At 46.3% G+C, this 16024-nt stretch carries 14 protein-coding genes and 3 pseudogenes; 9 read left to right on the forward strand and 8 right to left on the reverse strand.

The window, feature by feature from the left end; genetic code table 11:
• The first annotated feature begins 26 nt into the window (after nt 1-26).
• The 6 genes and pseudogenes from LA360_RS13700 to LA360_RS13720 all read left to right on the forward strand — a co-directional run bounded on the left by LA360_RS13700 (nt 27) and on the right by LA360_RS13720 (nt 4549).
• Nucleotides 27-407: a PrpR N-terminal domain-containing protein gene (locus tag LA360_RS13700; protein ID WP_225537537.1), complete on the forward strand. Its 381-nt coding sequence runs from the start codon at nt 27-29 to the stop codon at nt 405-407.
• A gap of 63 nt (nt 408-470) precedes the next feature.
• Nucleotides 471-965, forward strand: a complete 495-nt coding sequence (locus tag LA360_RS13705) for a helix-turn-helix domain-containing protein (protein ID WP_089776580.1) — start codon at nt 471-473, stop codon at nt 963-965.
• 137 nt (nt 966-1102) lie between these two features.
• The gene (locus tag LA360_RS13710; protein ID WP_225537719.1) at nt 1103-1720 is read left to right on the forward strand and encodes a transposase; all 618 of its coding nucleotides are present in this window, start codon (nt 1103-1105) and stop codon (nt 1718-1720) included.
• A gap of 31 nt (nt 1721-1751) precedes the next feature.
• Nucleotides 1752-1946 (forward strand): annotated as a pseudogene (locus LA360_RS32135) (PrpR N-terminal domain-containing protein); the annotation flags it as partial.
• 132 nt (nt 1947-2078) lie between these two features.
• A complete protein-coding gene (locus tag LA360_RS13715; RefSeq protein ID WP_270270980.1) occupies nt 2079-3299 on the forward strand; it encodes a sigma 54-interacting transcriptional regulator in 1221 nt (406 codons plus the stop codon).
• 302 nt (nt 3300-3601) lie between these two features.
• Entirely contained in the window at nt 3602-4549 is a 948-nt protein-coding gene (locus LA360_RS13720; RefSeq protein ID WP_002588082.1) for a 2-keto-3-deoxygluconate permease, read from the forward strand.
• A gap of 120 nt (nt 4550-4669) precedes the next feature.
• Here the strand turns inward: LA360_RS13720 and LA360_RS13725 are convergent, their stop codons facing one another.
• Nucleotides 4670-5926: an IS110 family RNA-guided transposase gene (locus LA360_RS13725; protein ID WP_057572861.1), complete on the reverse strand. Its 1257-nt coding sequence runs from the start codon at nt 5924-5926 to the stop codon at nt 4670-4672.
• Between the two features lie 311 nt (nt 5927-6237).
• Here LA360_RS13725 and LA360_RS13730 point away from each other — a divergent pair, with 311 nt between their 5' ends.
• Nucleotides 6238-7395: an amidohydrolase family protein gene (locus LA360_RS13730; RefSeq protein WP_002588081.1), complete on the forward strand. Its 1158-nt coding sequence runs from the start codon at nt 6238-6240 to the stop codon at nt 7393-7395.
• A gap of 138 nt (nt 7396-7533) precedes the next feature.
• Here the strand turns inward: LA360_RS13730 and LA360_RS13735 are convergent, their stop codons facing one another.
• From LA360_RS13735 to LA360_RS13760, 6 genes and pseudogenes are all read right to left on the reverse strand, one after another.
• Nucleotides 7534-8904 (reverse strand): homoserine dehydrogenase, encoded by a 1371-nt coding sequence (locus LA360_RS13735; protein WP_112482065.1) that lies wholly within the window; start codon nt 8902-8904, stop codon nt 7534-7536.
• Nucleotides 8905-9353: 449 nt separating this feature from the next.
• A pseudogene (locus LA360_RS31325) lies at nt 9354-9702 on the reverse strand (FAD-dependent oxidoreductase); the annotation flags it as partial.
• A gap of 252 nt (nt 9703-9954) precedes the next feature.
• Nucleotides 9955-10500 (reverse strand): nucleotidyltransferase domain-containing protein, encoded by a 546-nt coding sequence (locus LA360_RS13745; protein ID WP_022202794.1) that lies wholly within the window; start codon nt 10498-10500, stop codon nt 9955-9957.
• Nucleotides 10501-10658: 158 nt separating this feature from the next.
• On the reverse strand, nt 10659-12599 hold the full coding sequence (locus LA360_RS13750) for a thioredoxin domain-containing protein (RefSeq protein WP_112482066.1): 1941 nt from the start codon (nt 12597-12599) through the stop codon (nt 10659-10661).
• A gap of 38 nt (nt 12600-12637) precedes the next feature.
• A complete protein-coding gene (locus LA360_RS29715) occupies nt 12638-12802 on the reverse strand; it encodes a DUF255 domain-containing protein (protein WP_081031282.1) in 165 nt (54 codons plus the stop codon).
• 543 nt (nt 12803-13345) lie between these two features.
• The gene (locus LA360_RS13760; protein WP_225537809.1) at nt 13346-13894 is read right to left on the reverse strand and encodes a thioesterase domain-containing protein; all 549 of its coding nucleotides are present in this window, start codon (nt 13892-13894) and stop codon (nt 13346-13348) included.
• Here LA360_RS13760 and LA360_RS13765 point away from each other — a divergent pair.
• Nucleotides 13783-14799, forward strand: a pseudogene (locus LA360_RS13765) (ABC transporter ATP-binding protein); the annotation flags it as partial. The gene LA360_RS13760 and the pseudogene LA360_RS13765 sit on opposite strands and share 112 nt — an antisense overlap.
• Before the next feature lie 247 nt (nt 14800-15046).
• Here LA360_RS13765 and LA360_RS31330 read toward each other — a convergent pair.
• Entirely contained in the window at nt 15047-15418 is a 372-nt protein-coding gene (locus LA360_RS31330) for a sporulation initiation factor Spo0A C-terminal domain-containing protein (RefSeq protein WP_316110996.1), read from the reverse strand.
• A 385-nt stretch (nt 15419-15803) separates the two neighbouring features.
• On the opposite strand from LA360_RS31330, the gene LA360_RS13775 reads away from it, so the two are divergent.
• On the forward strand, nt 15804-15986 hold the full coding sequence (locus LA360_RS13775) for a hypothetical protein (RefSeq protein ID WP_057572865.1): 183 nt from the start codon (nt 15804-15806) through the stop codon (nt 15984-15986).
• Nucleotides 15987-16024: the final 38 nt, after the last annotated feature.

Raw genomic sequence — 16024 nt, forward strand, 5'->3', positions numbered from 1 at the left:
GTACCATCCGCCATAGGAGGACCGCCATGATTCATATACTATTCATTGTACCATATCCCGAACTTCGGGAAAAGGTTGAGTATGTCTTAGACAACCATCCTGAAAACAAACGAATTTCCGCCAACATACAGGTATTGACAGTTGACCAGATTTCACGGATTAATGCAGGAAGCTACGATGCTGTCATCGCCCGGGGGTTCAGTGCCAAACAGTTGAAAGCCATGCATCCCCAGACTCCCGTTATCGACCTGGCCATTTCCGGTTATGATATCATACGCACGGTCGCTGAATGCCGCAAAGATTTTAATTCCACACAGATTGCCATCTGCGGATTTTACGGAAAAATATACGAAGCCTCCGACATATGCAAGCTGCTAGTACAGCATTGCCAAAATAATAATGAATAGACGTTGCTTTTTTATTGTAGTCGGTGCATAATAATTCTATCACTAAAGAATGGATGGGTTATTATGCGAAGGAAAACAATTGATACTATCCCGGTTTTATCTGATGCCATGAAAAACATATTATCTGCTTTTTCAAAAAGCCGCTCCCTTCCGTCAGGACTGGTCAAAAGAGCCAGCATTGTCCTGCTTGCGTCACAGGGGGAACTCAACCAGAATATTGCACCACAGGTCGGGCTTCATTATAATAATGTTGCCACCTGGCGCAGTCGGTTCCTCGCGGCGCTCCCAGCCTTGCGGAGGATTGAAATGGACGACCCGAAAAAGCTTGAAGATGAGATACGGGCAGTCCTGTCCGATAAAAAACGCCCCGGTGCCCCGTCTGTTTTTACGCCGGACCAGATCATGCGGATCATCGACCTTGCCTGCAGCAGCCCAAATGATTTTGGGTACGAAGTAAGCCAGTGGAGTCTCCCGCTGTTAGTGGCAGAAATTAAAAAGCAGGGGATCGCTGAACAGATTTCTGAGAAATCTGTCAGCCGTTTTTTAAAAATGAGGTAGATTTACATCCCCACAAAATCCGTTACTGGCTTCATTCTTCGGAAAAGACGGAAGCCCCGGAATCTTTTGCGCGGAAAGTAAACGAAATCTGCGGCCTGTACCAGAGTGCCCAGGAACAAAGCCGGGAAGGTGCACACATTGTTTCCACGGATGAAATGACCGGGGTACAAGCGCTGGAACATAAATATCCTGACAAGCTCCCATTACCCGGCCAGTGCGCCAAAATGGAGTTTGAGTATATCCGCCATGGCACGACCAGCCTCATCGGGTTCTTTGATGTTGCAACGGGCCGTATGGAAATGCCGTATTTAAACTCCACACGCACAGAAGAGGATTTTGTGGAAGCCGTGAAAGCATTGGTAGGGACAGACCCGCAAGCCCCATGGACATTTATATGCGATGGCCTAAACACCCATAAATCGGAAGCCCTTGTCCGCTTTGTGGCAGAAGCCTGTGCCCTTGGCGTGGAACTGGGCAAAAAAGGGAAAACAGGGATCCTTAAAAGTATGGAAAGCCGAGCGGATTTCCTGCATGACCCTTCCCACCGGATCCGCTTTGTCTATACTCCGAAACACAGTTCCTGGATGAACCAGATTGAGATATGGTTTGGCATCATTAACCGGAAGCTGCTGAAGCGGAAAAGCTACCTATCAATAGAAGAACTGGAAGCAAGCATCCTGCGCTTTATTGAACAATACAATCTTACAGCACACCCATTTAAGTGGACATATGCCGGGATACCATTAGTAATTTAATCACTGATATTTAAGCAATGCTGTACTAGGGTGCGAAGTGGAAATTTATCCGGCCAGTAATCATAAGGACCTGGAAGCCAGCATAGACGAGGCCGTCGCCCATGGATGTGACGCGCTAATCGGAGGATACTCCGCTGTAGAGCTGGCTGAAAAACATGGCATCCCATCCCGCCTGATACGAACCGGAGAGGATACCATCCTTCAGGCAATCAATGAGGCCATACGCACGGTCGAACAAATACAGATCGAACGAATTGTCGCCGAGACCTATAAGACCATCATATACGCGTCCAAGGACGGCATCCTGTATATTGATTCCACCGGTACCATACGGGTACGCAACCGGGTGGTCAAAGCCATGAACAACAATATCAGCCTGCTGTCAAGGTCTCTGCGGACCACCCTTCCCTATCTCTACAAATCCTTTAGCGAGGTTTTAAAGGGGGGACAGGAAATAAACGGCAGCATTCTTACCATCCCCAAAAGCAACCTTACCGTATCTGCCTCCTTTGTTCCCGTGGTAGTCAATAACAACATTTCCGGCGTCGTGATTACCTTATCTGATATAACTGAAATACAGAAGCTGGAAAATCAAATCCGCCGGAGTCTCAGTGAAAAAGGACTCCGGGCAAAATATACCTTTGACGACATTATTCATAAGAGCGCTGTCATCGACGCCACCATTGATACGGCGCGCAGATATGCTGCCTCGGATTCCAATGTCATCATCGTGGGAGAAACCGGGACAGGAAAAGAATTGTTTGCACAGAGCATACACAATGCCAGTCCTCGTAAAAATGGACCCTTTGTCGCCATCAACTGTGCCGCTCTGCCGGAAAATCTGCTGGAAAGCGAGCTCTTTGGCTATGTGGAGGGCGCCTTTACCGGCAGTGTCAAAGGCGGTAAAATGGGACTTTTTGAACAGGCGCACGGCGGAACCCTGTTTCTGGATGAAATTGGTGAAATTTCCCTTTCCACCCAGACCAAGCTGCTGCGGGTTCTCCAGGAACGCGAGGTCAGAAGAATTGGTGATAACAAGGTCATCTCCATCAATGTCCGCATTATTTCCGCCACCAACAAAAGCATCAATCAGCTTGCCGGCAAAGAACTGTTCCGCCGTGATTTGATGTACCGCCTGGATGTCCTGAGAATTTTCCTTCCCCCTCTTCGCCAGAGAGACCGGGACGCGGAACTGCTGTTCCTGCATTTGATGCGGCAGCGGGGGCAGGAGTGCGGGATACCTGTTCCCGAAATCAATCTTTCGGCCTTATCCGCCCTTAATGATTATCCATTTAATGGAAATATAAGGGAACTGCGCAATATCGTAGAGCGCTCTCTGGTAATCTGCTCCGGAAATGCCATCACCAGAGATGATTTGCTAAGGGCACTATATCCCCGGGATTTAGAGGATACATCTCCGGTTCCTGTCTATACTGCATCTCAGACCTCCGGCGAAGAAAGCTCCATCATATGGGCACTTGGTGAATGCGGCGGCAATCAGACCAGGGCTGCCAGGCTGCTGGGTATTAACCGTTCTACACTATGGAGAAAAATGCAGAAATATCATATAAAAATATAATTCAAATCATGCAATGGTGTTGCACATTTTGTTGTGATATCGTTGCATTTTTTGCTGTAATACTGTTGCAACCGCACTCCCCCTCACCCTCCGGTGTATTTCTCTCTATATCGACCTTTTTCTTGTGTCTTTTATGAAGCTTTTATTATTTTTAGCCGATATCCATATACTTGGCATCATAATTGCTCTAAACAACTGCATCGGGCAATAAGAACACGCCATGCTCCGGCCCTGCCGGGGTGGTCAGTCTCCGGGGTATTGGCGCTCTATTCCAAAATCAAGAAGAAGGAGAGGTATTTTTTATGAAGATTTGCGCGACAATGAAAAAATTCCCAGGGGGCATGATGGTCATTCCACTATTGATTGGCTGTTTAGTCAACACATTCATCCCACAGGTACTGGAGATTGGCGGGTTTACAACCGGTCTTTTTAAAACAGGAACCTCTACGCTGGTAGGCCTGTTCATCCTGTGCAGCGGTGCAACCATTAATTTCAAACAGGCAGCCCTTCCCCTCTACAAGGGAGCAGTGCTGACTATTTTAAAATATGCCATCGGTGTATTGCTTGGCCTGGGCCTTAACAGGCTGTTCGGACCCATGGGAATTTTAGGTCTTACTCCATTGGCAGTTATCACAGCTGTCACGAACTCCAACGGTGCCATCTACACTGCCCTGGCAAAAGAATTTGGAGACAATACAGACGTAGGAGCCATTGCAATCCTGTCCTTAAACGACGGTCCATTTCTAACCATGATTGCACTGGGCACTACCGGCCTTGCGGAAATTCCAATTCTGTCTCTGGTAGCAGCTATAGTTCCTCTGATTATCGGTATGATTTTGGGCAATCTGGATGAAGACTTCAAGATGCTGTTATCCAACGGATTAGCTATGCTGCTTCCCTTTAACGGTTTTGTGCTGGGAGCCAATACAAGCCTGTTTACTATAGCAAAGGCCGGTGCCGGCGGTATTGTCCTTGGACTTATAACTGTTTTGTTTACGGGTGTGTTAACCTATTACCTGTACAGCCTGATTCGAAGAAAACCAGATCCTATGGGAATGGCCATTGGTACCACCGGAGGCAATGCTGTAGCTGTACCTGCATCCGTTGCCATGGCGGATCCTTCCCTGGAGCCGGTAGTGGGCGTGGCTACCGCGCAGGTGGCTGGCGCTGTTGTTATCACAGCCATTCTGACCCCTATTTTGACCGGATTCTTTGCCAGAAGGGCTGCTAAAAGGCAGCAGAAAAATTGATAAGCTTATTTGCATTGAAAAAAGGGAGGACTAGGTTGAAAGAAAAAATCAAAAAAAATCGTAACTTAACAAGAGCACCAGTAAACTGCCGCCCCAAAGGATCCTATGGAATAAAGGGTATCAGGCCATAGCAGGAGGAGTAATCATATAGCCTCGTTTCTCTAAACGTTTGATGGCATTTCTGTCATACTGTTCCTGAAATTTCCGGTACATTTCTTCAGGAATAGCGGAATAATCCGTATCGGCAGGATTAAATACCTCCTGCTTTTGGAACATGTGGTAAATGCAAGTCAACACCATGCGTGCAATGGCAATGATTGCCCGTTTATGACCACGACGTTTTTTTATACGGTCATATTTGTATCTGAAGTAAGGGTTTTTACTCTTGATGGCAGCATTTGCACACTGAACCAGCAGAGGCTTTAAGTACACCCCGGCTCTTGAAACATGGACGCTCTTCTTTTTACCGGCACTTTCGTTATTTTCAGGAGCCAGCCCAGCCCAGGAGCACAAACGTTTTGAGGATTTGAATACCGCCATATCCACCCCGATTTCAGCAATGATAAAGGTGGCAGACTGCTCTGTAATTCCAGGAATTGTAGTAGCCAATTCGATAAATTTATGGTAAGGTTTAGCCAGGTCGGAAATCGTTTCTTCGAGAGTGGAGACGCACTCATTGATTTCATCGAAATGCTTTCTGCAGACCTTAATCTTAACGGATTGGTCACGGCGCAGTTCATAACCGATTATGGAGGTTACAACATCATCTGCCTTGTCCTTTGCTTTTTTAAGAAGCAGGGATTTACAGTATTCGGGGTCAAATACCTCACAGGTCAGGATATAGTCAACGATGGCGGTCGCTGATTTTCCAAAGGTATCTGAGAGGACGGATGCAAGGGCAATGTTGGAAACCGTAAGAGCATTCTGTAACCGGTTTTTCTCACTGCTGCGGTGGCCAATCAGTTTCTGCCGGTATCGGAACAATTCCCGAAGCATGCGAATTTCCTTACAGGGGATATAACTGGAAGGAACAATATCAAATTTAAACAGATCCGCAATCCAGGCGGAGTCTTTGTCATCGGTTTTCTGTCCTTTGATAGCCCTGACATACTTGGGGTTAGCAACGACAACGTGACAGGAATCCTCCAGGATATTAAAAATTGGAATCCAGTATTTACCAGTGGATTCGAGGCAGATCTCAGTGCAATTGAAAGAAAGAAGCCATTTTTTCAAAGAATTAAGATCGGAATTGAAGGTGGCGAACCGCTTTTTAACATAAGAAGTAACGCCCCTGTAGTCTGTCAGAGCAATGGTAGCGACAACAAATTTCTTGTGAACGTCCATGCCACAGCAGACAAAGTGTTTGATAGATAACATAAAACAGCCCTCCTAAGTAAAATAGACAGACATTGACTGGCTGTCCAGCAAAGAAAGACCTAAGGAATTGCTTTGACAATGATTAGGTTACGAGCTCAAGGCGTCACTGGTTTGTGCTTGAGAAGACAGCCGACACATGTTTTTATGCGGACTTGATCCCAAATGGAGGAACCGATTCTACTTCCTCCTCCGTGCTCTGTAGTGTATCTGTCTGAGGAGAGTTTAACATCAAAAATAAAATAGTGGAAGCACAAACTTGCTATTTCATAACTGTTTTGTGCCTAAGCGAAGCGAAAGGAATGAGAGTTTTTATGGAACGTTATATCATTAAAGCAAACAAAATCATAGCGCGCGATCAGCTGGAAGTTATGGAAAACAGCGGACTTCTGATTGAAAATGGAAAAATACAAAAAATATACGATAATATCTCTCAGGTTGAAATACCAGAGCAAACAAACGTAATTGATTATGGCGATAAGGTAATCATCCCCGGTATGATTGACTGTCATAACCATCTGGCATTAGACGCCAGACTTGAAAATCACCTGGTTAAAATGGAGGACTGCGAGGCAGAGCAGACCATACGCGCCATTAAAACCATGAAGGACGACCTGGCAGCCGGTGTAACTACCTCCAGATGTCTGGGAGACAGATTCTATATTGATGTAACATGTAAAAAGGCGCAGAAGGAAGGACGGATCGCGGGACCGAAGCTGGTTGTCAGCGGCATCGGCATGCGCAGCAGCCACGGACACGGATATGTAGGAATGCCCCATTGCGGCGCGGAAGATTTCCGCAGGACCTCCAGGGAAAATATTGCCCGTGGTGTTGATTTTCTGAAAGTATTCATGACAAAGGTAATCAATGCAACCCCTTTCATCTATCACTTTTTGACCTTAGAGGAACTGAGGGCAGTGGTGGAAGAAGCAAAAAGCGTGAATATAACCACAGCCTGCCATTGTTCAGGAGGACAGGGATTAGACGACTGTCTGACTGCGGGCATTGACTGTCTGGAACATGTGTATTATATCACCCAGCCCCAGGTGGAGCGGGTTAAAAAAGAGGACCGCTGGGTGGTATATACTCCCAGCTACGCTCTGAATGACCAGCTGTTATTCAAGTTTTCGCCTCATGACAGGGAGGGGAGCCTTCGTGAAAAGGAAATTATCTGCAAATGCTTATCCGGCGCCATTGAGGGCGGACTTAAGTTTGGCATTGGCACTGACGGGCTGCATCAGGGCTTGGCACAGGAAGCATGCTATATCTCTGGCCTGGGCGCTAAAAACCGGGATGTACTGGCCGGAATCACAATCAACGCGGCTCGGATCTGCGGGGCAGACAAAAGCACCGGCTCTATCGCGGAAGGAAAAGCAGCTGATTTTGCAGTCCTGGAAGGCAATCCGTTAGATGATATTGAAGCTTTAAAGAAGGTTACATCTGTTATCCAGGACGGAACCATTATCTTCTAAATTATTAGGGGAGCACTCTTTGCTGCTAAATCTCCCTTTCCATCTACAAAAAGGATGCCGCTGCAAACTGAGTTCGATTTGCAGCAGCGTCCTTTTATTCTGTGTCACCTCTATATCATGTTAAAGCCCGTGTTGCAATCAAAGCTTTAATCCTTCGTTATATAATTCATAAGGAAGGCTTCCTGACAAATCCACCACGTTCTTTGTTATGGGCTGCCCTGCCTTTACATCCTCCAGCAGTGTTGTACCATTTAACAGATAGAATGGAGCCGCATTTCCCGCATCCTTAAGTTCCCACAATTCCGGAACCAGGCCCTCAATGGAATGATGATGTCCCTGGACCTTAAGTACGGTTCCCTTGGGCATATCCTTCTGAGCCACACCGGTCATGACGGAAACCTGACGGCATTCAGAGTGGGTACCCAGTCCCAGGATGTCTCCTAACAGAATGGATATAGGCGTCTCCAGTCCCATATAATGATAGGGAAGATAGATACATGCATATTTACCATTACGGCTTACCACATGCCCTTTACTTGTAAGCAGTTCCCATACCGTTTCATTCTCGCATCTGATGATGATGAACTCGCCACCTGCAAAACTGGCCTCATCCGGCGCACGCAGATTGCAGAATACATCTACCACACCAGTTTTCTTAAGTATGCCGCCATCTTCCTCCGGAATAAAGATATCTGCCAGTTCGCTGATCTTTGCAACAGGATAATTCAGACGTCTGTCAGACGGCACCAGCCCGGTGACATTGGACACAAGATTCATCTCGCAAAGATCGGCGGAAATAACTGCCATATATTTTTCTAACAGCTTACGGCGTCCCTCCAATGTCCCGGGGCCTTCATAATGCCAAAACTCCTTCAGACCAGGAATATTCTCATGCGGTTTTTCAGGGCCTTCCATATAAGTGAATTTGTCAGTGTCCGGATCCCATACAAAATCATATTCGCTGGCTTTGCCCGCTGCTATGATCTCTAATCCCAATACTTTTCCCCAAGAGTAAAGATCCAGAAGGTTTCTTGGCTGATCTCCGTTAACCAGAGAGTATACGGTGCCGTGTTTCTCAGCAATATTATTTAAAATAGGACCGCACACGCTGTCAGTCTCCTTTGAAACCATGTATACATTGATTCCCTTCTTTAATGCGTCCGCGGATACCTCTGAGCTCACAGCCGTGTTTCCCGTACACTCAACCAATGCCGTAATATCGCTTTCCAGAACCAGCCGGTAGTCATTTACAATAAGAACCCCATGGCCTGGAGCGCTCTGGACCTGCTCTTTATTCCCGCATATAATAATATCCTCTTTCCTATATCCAAGTCCTGTGAGCACCTCCACACATTCGTCCGTATGCCGTGAAGATATCAGCCTCAGTTCCATTAACTCAACCTTTGGAATTTGTGCCAACAGCGTATAGCCATAGCCGCGGGTTGCACCTATAATTCCTACTTTTGACTTTTTTCCGCCGTTGTTCTTAAATAAACTTGTGTAATCCATATCGCGCATTTCCTTTCTGTTTTATATTTTTTCTTCCCACACTGCCTGAAACAGCCCTCTCTGCCGCATTCTGTCTGAATGTCAAGCTCAGTCCGTGATGCTTCAGGTAATGATGTGGGAATATTTACTACTACTAAACTATAATAGCAAATATCATGCCAAAAACAGATTGACGAAAATATAACAGAATTTTCGCGCAAAAAACCAGTGAAATAAGGATGCTGTCAAAGCATAAGAAACATGGTAATATGCTGATTCATTTAAACATCGTGACATGAATGCAACAAAAACAATCAACAATGCAACAGCGTTGCAACTGCTGCTAAATGCTCTATTTCTCAGATGCCTTATTATTCAGTCTTTTGGGGACATCTCCCCGCATCATTAGCCACCCCCACATTCTTAGTCACCACCACATCGCTCCCCAGCCCCAGCACATCTGCTGCTGCCACCTGTCCGTCTGTCCTTATCTCCAGGGGACAGTAGGCAAATGGCCTGACCTGATATACCGGACCACGCCATCCGCCAGACTCTCCGCCTCCAGGGATACGAAATCCACCAGGTCGTGGACCTGGAGAACATTACCGGCGGCAAAGATTCCCTCCACGCTGGTCTGGTAATGTTCATCCACCACGGCTCCCTGCTGCGCTCATCCAGCACTACGCCTGCTCCCAGAGATAACTCATTCTCCGGTATCAGGCCTACGGAGAGAATCAACGTATCACAGGCATACTCCTTTTCCGTCCCCGGAATAGGGCGCATGTTCCGGTCCACCTGTGACACCGCCACGGATTCCAGGGGCTCTATCATCAGTCGTACCTGGAGCAAATCCCTGACCATTTTCCGCTTATCGCACACAAGGGACAGTCCCAGCGGATCCTCTGTCAGCCCCAGCTTCGCAGACACAAAGGTCCCGGCCCCCCGCGCCGCCGGTCTGCCGCTGTTTCCAAAAGAAGGTCAATATCCCCGCATGAGCATCCGACAATGGTTCATATGTATTGGATGACTTGGATTCCTGCTTTTTTCTCAGATAAGATGTCAGCTTCTCAGCTATTTTTTCGCCCGGCATACAGCTCCCCCTGTCTCATCCCTGTCACTGCTTTGGGCAGAGAGCAAATAGTCGATAATGCGGATATCATGCTTATCCACTTCCCTGAATTCATATCCTGTATGGAATATCTTCTGCCCCTTTGCCGAGATACACGGTATGGTCCTGCCCTCAAAGACCGCGCTTCCAAAATAATCCGCCTCAAATTCATACCATCCGCCTTCCAGGTCCGCCTGCTTTGCAGTTCCATCCTCGTTGATTACAAATGGATGGATATCCACATAACTCAGCTCCGGGTGGCAGAGTTCAATCCGCACCGGGCGCCAGTCCGTCGTAATTTCATACCCATGGGAAACCAATGTGCGGAGCAAAGCGTCTGTATACCGGGCATCAAAGTTAATATCCACGTCCCTGTGCTCCCTGGTCTGTTTCCCAAGCAGCACATCCACACCCCAGCCGCCGTCCAGCCAGTACCGCATGCCAAATGTCTCCATCAGGTCCAATACTTTCAATAAATCTGCCTTTGTTACTGTCTCTATTTTTATCATAAAATCTCCGCCTTTCCCCATAAACTGCTCATCTGATGCTTTCTGTCACTGCATCAAGTTTACCATATTTCTCCCCTCATATCTACCCGGTTCAGCAGCTGAAACGGAGGAGAAATGGAAACCGGGAGAACCCATCGGACCTCCCGGCATTCCAGATATCACGTCTCTTCCCGCAGTTTCTGAATCAGCTGTTCAAGCTGCGGTACCGGCTGCATACATTCATGCCCCACACAGAGGTAAAATAATTCTCCGGCCTCAGGCACCGGATAATCTCTTGTATAGGGTGCCAGACGCTCCATTTCCCGTACATTTTCCTCTGTTTTTACCACCACAGACAGCCCCTCTGACGTTTCGGCCAGGTTTGCGAGCTGAGCAAGCAGCTTCCTGTGCCTTTCCATGTCAGCGCCAGGCGACAGCGTACACACCAGTTCCTTAGAGGGATACAGCACATCCATCATGGTCAGAAGCCCATAGCTGTGCCCAGAAGGATATCCGTCCATGGCGCCTGCCAGGTAACAGAGCTGTTTCTCCAGCACCTTCTGCCATTTGACCTCGCCGGTAATTTGGGTCAGCCGGTGCAGTACCTGAGCTGCCACGGAATTCCCGGACGGCATGGCGCCGTCATAGGTCTCCTTTGTCCTCACAATAAGCTGTTCCCCGTCCTCAGCATACAGATAAAATCCCCCGCGTTCCCGGTCAAAGAACTGTTCTGTCATTATCTCCGCCCAGGCAGCCGCCCGTTTCAGATAATCAGCCTGGAATGTCACCCGGTACAGCTCCAGCAATGCAAGACTATAGCAGGCATAGTCATCCAGCTTTCCCTCACCTGCGGCATCTCCGTCACGGTAGCGCACCATCAGACGCCCGTCCTTCACAAGGCGGCTGTTTATAAATGCTTCTGCCCTGACAGCCATATCCACATACCGCTTTTCCCCCAGCACAGCTCCTGCCATTGCGCATGCACAAATCATCCATCCGTTCCAGGAAACCAGTATCTTGTCGTCCTTATGAAGCCTGGCGCGGTCAAGCCGGTATTGATACAGTTTTTTGCAGTCCTCATTTTTTCTGCCGCCAAAGCTGTTACGGACGCCATGACAGACATTGCCGCCATGGTCATCACCGCCCCATGGTTCCTCACAAATCTCCTCGTAATTCTCATTTTCCAGCAGGTTGGGTATGCTCCTTCCTTCAAAATTACCATGCCTTGTAATTCCGTATTGCCGGCAAAAGTCCCTGCCCGCTTTCTCTCCCAGTACCGCCCTTATCTCCTCCTGGGTAAACACATAGTATTTTCCTTCCACACCATCGCTGTCCGCGTCCTGTCCGCAGTAAAAGCCGCCCTGGGAATCCGTAAGCTCCTGCCTGACGTATTCCAGAATCTTTCCCGCCACACATCCATACATCTTCCGCCCGGTGCGTCCATAGGCTTTGATGTAAGCCATGACCAGCAGGCTGTTGTCGTAGAGCATTTTCTCAAAATGGGGCACCAGCCACTGTCCGTCCGTGGAATATCTGGAAAATCCGCCTCCAATGTGGTCAAAGATACCGCCCCTGTACATCTGCACCAGGGTTGTCTCCGCCATGGCCAATGCCTCCGGCCGCTTCTGCCTTGCGCCATACTCCATCAGGAATATCAGGCTGTGGGGCGTGGGAAACTTGGGCGCGCTTCCAAAACCGCCGTTTTTACGGTCAAAACTGTCCGCAAACTGCCTGAATGCCTGATGCACCGCCGCAAGCTCCGGCTCGGCCCATCTTCCTGTCTGTTCCTGGCTTCTTAAGTATTTCTCTATCTGCCCTGCCTGGTCCAGAAGTTTATCTTTTTTCGCCTTCCACTGATCTGCGGCCGCTGTCAGCAGTTCTTCCAGCCCCGGCCTTCCATAGAGGGCTCTCGGAGGAAAATAGGTACCGGAAAAAAACGGCCTGCAGTCCGGCGTCATTATGATAGTCAGCGGCCAGCCACCCTGTCCGTTCATGGCCTGGCACACTGACATGTATACAGAATCCACATCCGGCCGTTCCTCCCTGTCCACCTTAACACATACATATTCCCTGTTCAGGATTTCCGCAATCACCTCATTTTCAAATGATTCCCGTTCCATCACATGGCACCAATGACATGTACATCATCCGGGACATGTCAGCTGTACCCAATAGATAAGAAAACAGGCTTATTTTCATGCCTTGCTTTCTCAAATGCCTCCTCTCCCCACGGAAACCACTGCACCGGATTATATGCATGCTGCAGCAGATAGGGCGATTTTTCATTGATTAACCTATTGGGTCTGTTGTTTTGATTGTCCACGATATCACCTCCCTGTTACTGAATATTTGTCCTCTTATGTTCTCCGCGAAAACATAGAATTATACCCTCCTGCCGTCAGGTATCCATCTTTATATGTATAGAGCACGGATTGCGTTTATAATAGCGATAATTATCTCCCCCACTCCCCAAAAAATCAGGATCGTCTCCTTAACCGCCATATCAAAACCGTATTTTCCCGTTTTCTCCACAATCTGCTCCGCATACTGTTCCAGTTCATCCCAGGTTGCAGGAGGCGTTTCAGGGTCTAATCCGGCTTCTGTAAAGATTGTTTTATCGCAGTATTCTTTGCCTGGGTTATTTCCAAAATTAGTGTTTTGATAAAAGTGAAGGGGCCTGCAACCAACTTTATTGAATTATTTCACGATGTTCTTTTAACAACCGTTTCTTACGTTTATTAACAGCTTGTCGGGAAATATGAAGCCTGGCTGCTAGTTCTCCTTCCAACCGCAACAATAAAGACTATCACATCAGTAATAAACGGAGCAGCAAAACGCCGTGATATGACCTGACATATGATGGCTATCACTCTTTCAGAATACATAATAAACCAGCCAAATGTTCTGCGTTCTCTTTCTGTTCCACACAAGTATAATGATCGCCGGGAGTTTCTATAAGATTAAAAGCGCCCAATGCCAATCTTTCCCATGTCTCCAATACCATTTTCTTAAATCCGACCTCCCCCTCCAGGGCAAAGAAATAATTTATATTGCCTAAATACGGATATATTTCATAGTGCATGGCATCAAATGTCGCAACGCAAACCTGATATAAACTCTTAATAAGCTCCATTGCCATCTCTACCCCCGTATTCTTTTTACACTGTACTGCATATAATCCGAAACGGTCTTCTTTCCTCATCACTGCCAGTTCTCTGAAAAAGCTGCCTAACTTCTCCCGCTCAGCTGTTCCAGATATGCTTGTCAAAAAACCCTTGCTAATTACTCCTTTTTTCATTGATAAAAGGGACTGCGGGTGTTCTCCGGTTATACGGCTTGGTTTACAAATTGATGAGCTGTGTCTTAATTGCAACCGCAGGTATCTTATATATGGATGGAAGGATTTCCCTTCCATACTGCATGACATTTTTGTTTTGTGCATTTACCGTTTACTCTGACCTGGAAACCATGGGTAACAGCGCATTTTTGAGTAAAAAAATAAATACCGAATTAGACCGTTTAGAAGAGGTTACAAATATCCCCAAAATGGATACCATTACAGATAAACTGAATCCTGCCAATTATGAGATTTCTTTAAAAGATGTATCGTTTGGCTATGGTTCCCGCAAAATTATTGAAAACATTTCTTTAAACATACCAGAGCATACTACATGTGCGATTGTAGGTCCGTCAGGAAGCGGAAAAACGACACTATGCAGCCTAATCGCCCGTTTCTGGGATGTTCAGGAAGGTTCTGTTTGCATTGGTGGACAAAATGTGAAAAATTATACTGCTGACAGTGTGCTTGACTGTATTAGTATGGTCTTTCAGAAGGTTTATCTATTCCATGACACAATAGAAAATAATATTAAATTCGGTAATCCCAAAGCAACACTTGATGAAGTAATGGAAGCAGCAAAAAGAGCTTGCTGCCACGACTTCATTATGGCTTTGCCTGATGGATATCAGACCGTGATTGGCGAAAGTGGATCTACATTATCTGGCGGTGAGAAACAGAGAATTTCTATTGCCCGGGCAATTTTAAAAGACGCACCCATTGTCATTTTAGATGAAGCGACTTCCAGTGGTGACCCTGAAAATGAACAGGCTCTTTTATCTGCGATTGAGGAACTGACTAAAAATAAAACTTTAATTTCCATAGCTCACCGCTTGAGTACAGTACAAAAGGCTGACCAAATCATTGTAATTGATAATGGTCAAATCAGACAAAAGGGCACTCACAAACAGCTTAGCCAAGAGGATGGTATTTACAGGAATTTCCTTAAATTGCGTGTGGAAGCAACCGGCTGGCAATTATAAATTACTCCTGCCTTTTGTTCAAAAAAAGCTCCAAATAGAATGTCAACTTAGGCTTCTATCCGGAACTGATAATAAAGAATCACAATTATAACTAAGGTTGTAATCGCAGGTGCAGGAGGCGCTGAGGAGAAATCCATTATTCATGAACATGATGAAAAAAGCAAAATGTGAAGATATTAAACTGTTATCAAGTTTAAATCGTATTGAAGAATAGTTGCTGGAGCAGGTATGACACCTGCTCCTACTGTTAAACTTTAATTTCCTGATTGCCTGTTCTGCTAAGATACGCAAAAAGTATTGCAAGAAATTGACTAGAGGTTGGCCTTCTATCAAGTGTATGACCGGCCAATTTTTGAAGGAGGCGTGGCTGCGATCTCCATGCTACCTGCGATAAAGTCCTAATATTTCGTTCTACAGAATTACATGATGTTTGATACCGTTTCGCGATTTCAGGATATAGACATTTAGTAACAGAATGTATGCGCTCCTCATCTTCTTTCATAAGCATAAGAGCGTACTCTGTATAGCGATATCCGACATAATGCAAGTCTGCTCCAAGAAGTGTCAGTATCGTATGTATTTCTGAAGAATCAAATACGGGTTTATGCGGCATCTCCATTCCTCCTTCCTATCAAAATTTTTAACTCCTTGAAGAAAATCAGAATCTCTTCGTCGGTTAATAATAAAACATAGTTTACCAATGTCATGGCAGAAAATCCATATTTTCCATGTTCTTGATCAATATATGATCGCGGTGAGACATGTAGGGCTTCTGCCATATATTCTTGAGAGAAAGCATGAAAGTTACGATACGTATAAATTTGTTTTTTTATCTATAATTATTATAGCATACCGCAGCTTACAGCTGCAAACAAATTTAAAAACATAAAAGAATCATCCTGTTCGTAGATGCACGTGCTATAATGCACATATACGGTATCTGTGTACCACTCTCCATCGGAAACTAAACTTCCCTGCAAGCATTCATACGAAAGGATGACCCTATGAACACTATTTTAGAGCAATACAAAGATAAAATCAACGGTATTTTTTCCTTTTTTGACAGGATTATCATCAAAGGGTTACAGTTCACAGTACCCTATCCACAAAATGCTTACAACATTTTTATGCTGCATCATCCGGCAGGATTGGTTCTATATGCCCATATGCTTTTAAAAGCAGGGTGACTGAAGATTGCTCTCAGTCACCCTGCTGTTTATCTTTT

It is taken from the genome of Enterocloster clostridioformis (assembly GCF_020297485.1).
In the GTDB taxonomy this organism is placed as follows: Bacteria; Bacillota; Clostridia; order Lachnospirales; family Lachnospiraceae; genus Enterocloster; species Enterocloster clostridioformis.

Bases quoted from the DNA above. Each gene is read 5' to 3' on its own strand.
- LA360_RS13760 (WP_225537809.1), bottom strand. From the start codon at position 13,894: ATGGAAGGGAAATCCTTCCATCCATATATAAGATACCTGCGGTTGCAA.
- LA360_RS13715 (WP_270270980.1), top strand. From the start codon at position 2,079: ATGAACAACAATATCAGCCTGCTGTCAAGGTCTCTGCGGACCACCCTT.
- LA360_RS13720 (WP_002588082.1), top strand. From the start codon at position 3,602: ATGAAGATTTGCGCGACAATGAAAAAATTCCCAGGGGGCATGATGGTC.
- LA360_RS13700 (WP_225537537.1), top strand. From the start codon at position 27: ATGATTCATATACTATTCATTGTACCATATCCCGAACTTCGGGAAAAG.
- LA360_RS13775 (WP_057572865.1), top strand. From the start codon at position 15,804: ATGAACACTATTTTAGAGCAATACAAAGATAAAATCAACGGTATTTTT.
- LA360_RS13725 (WP_057572861.1), bottom strand. From the start codon at position 5,926: ATGTTATCTATCAAACACTTTGTCTGCTGTGGCATGGACGTTCACAAG.
- LA360_RS31330 (WP_316110996.1), bottom strand. From the start codon at position 15,418: ATGGAGATGCCGCATAAACCCGTATTTGATTCTTCAGAAATACATACG.
- LA360_RS13705 (WP_089776580.1), top strand. From the start codon at position 471: ATGCGAAGGAAAACAATTGATACTATCCCGGTTTTATCTGATGCCATG.
- LA360_RS13745 (WP_022202794.1), bottom strand. From the start codon at position 10,500: ATGATAAAAATAGAGACAGTAACAAAGGCAGATTTATTGAAAGTATTG.
- LA360_RS13750 (WP_112482066.1), bottom strand. From the start codon at position 12,599: ATGGAACGGGAATCATTTGAAAATGAGGTGATTGCGGAAATCCTGAAC.
- LA360_RS13735 (WP_112482065.1), bottom strand. From the start codon at position 8,904: ATGGATTACACAAGTTTATTTAAGAACAACGGCGGAAAAAAGTCAAAA.
- LA360_RS13730 (WP_002588081.1), top strand. From the start codon at position 6,238: ATGGAACGTTATATCATTAAAGCAAACAAAATCATAGCGCGCGATCAG.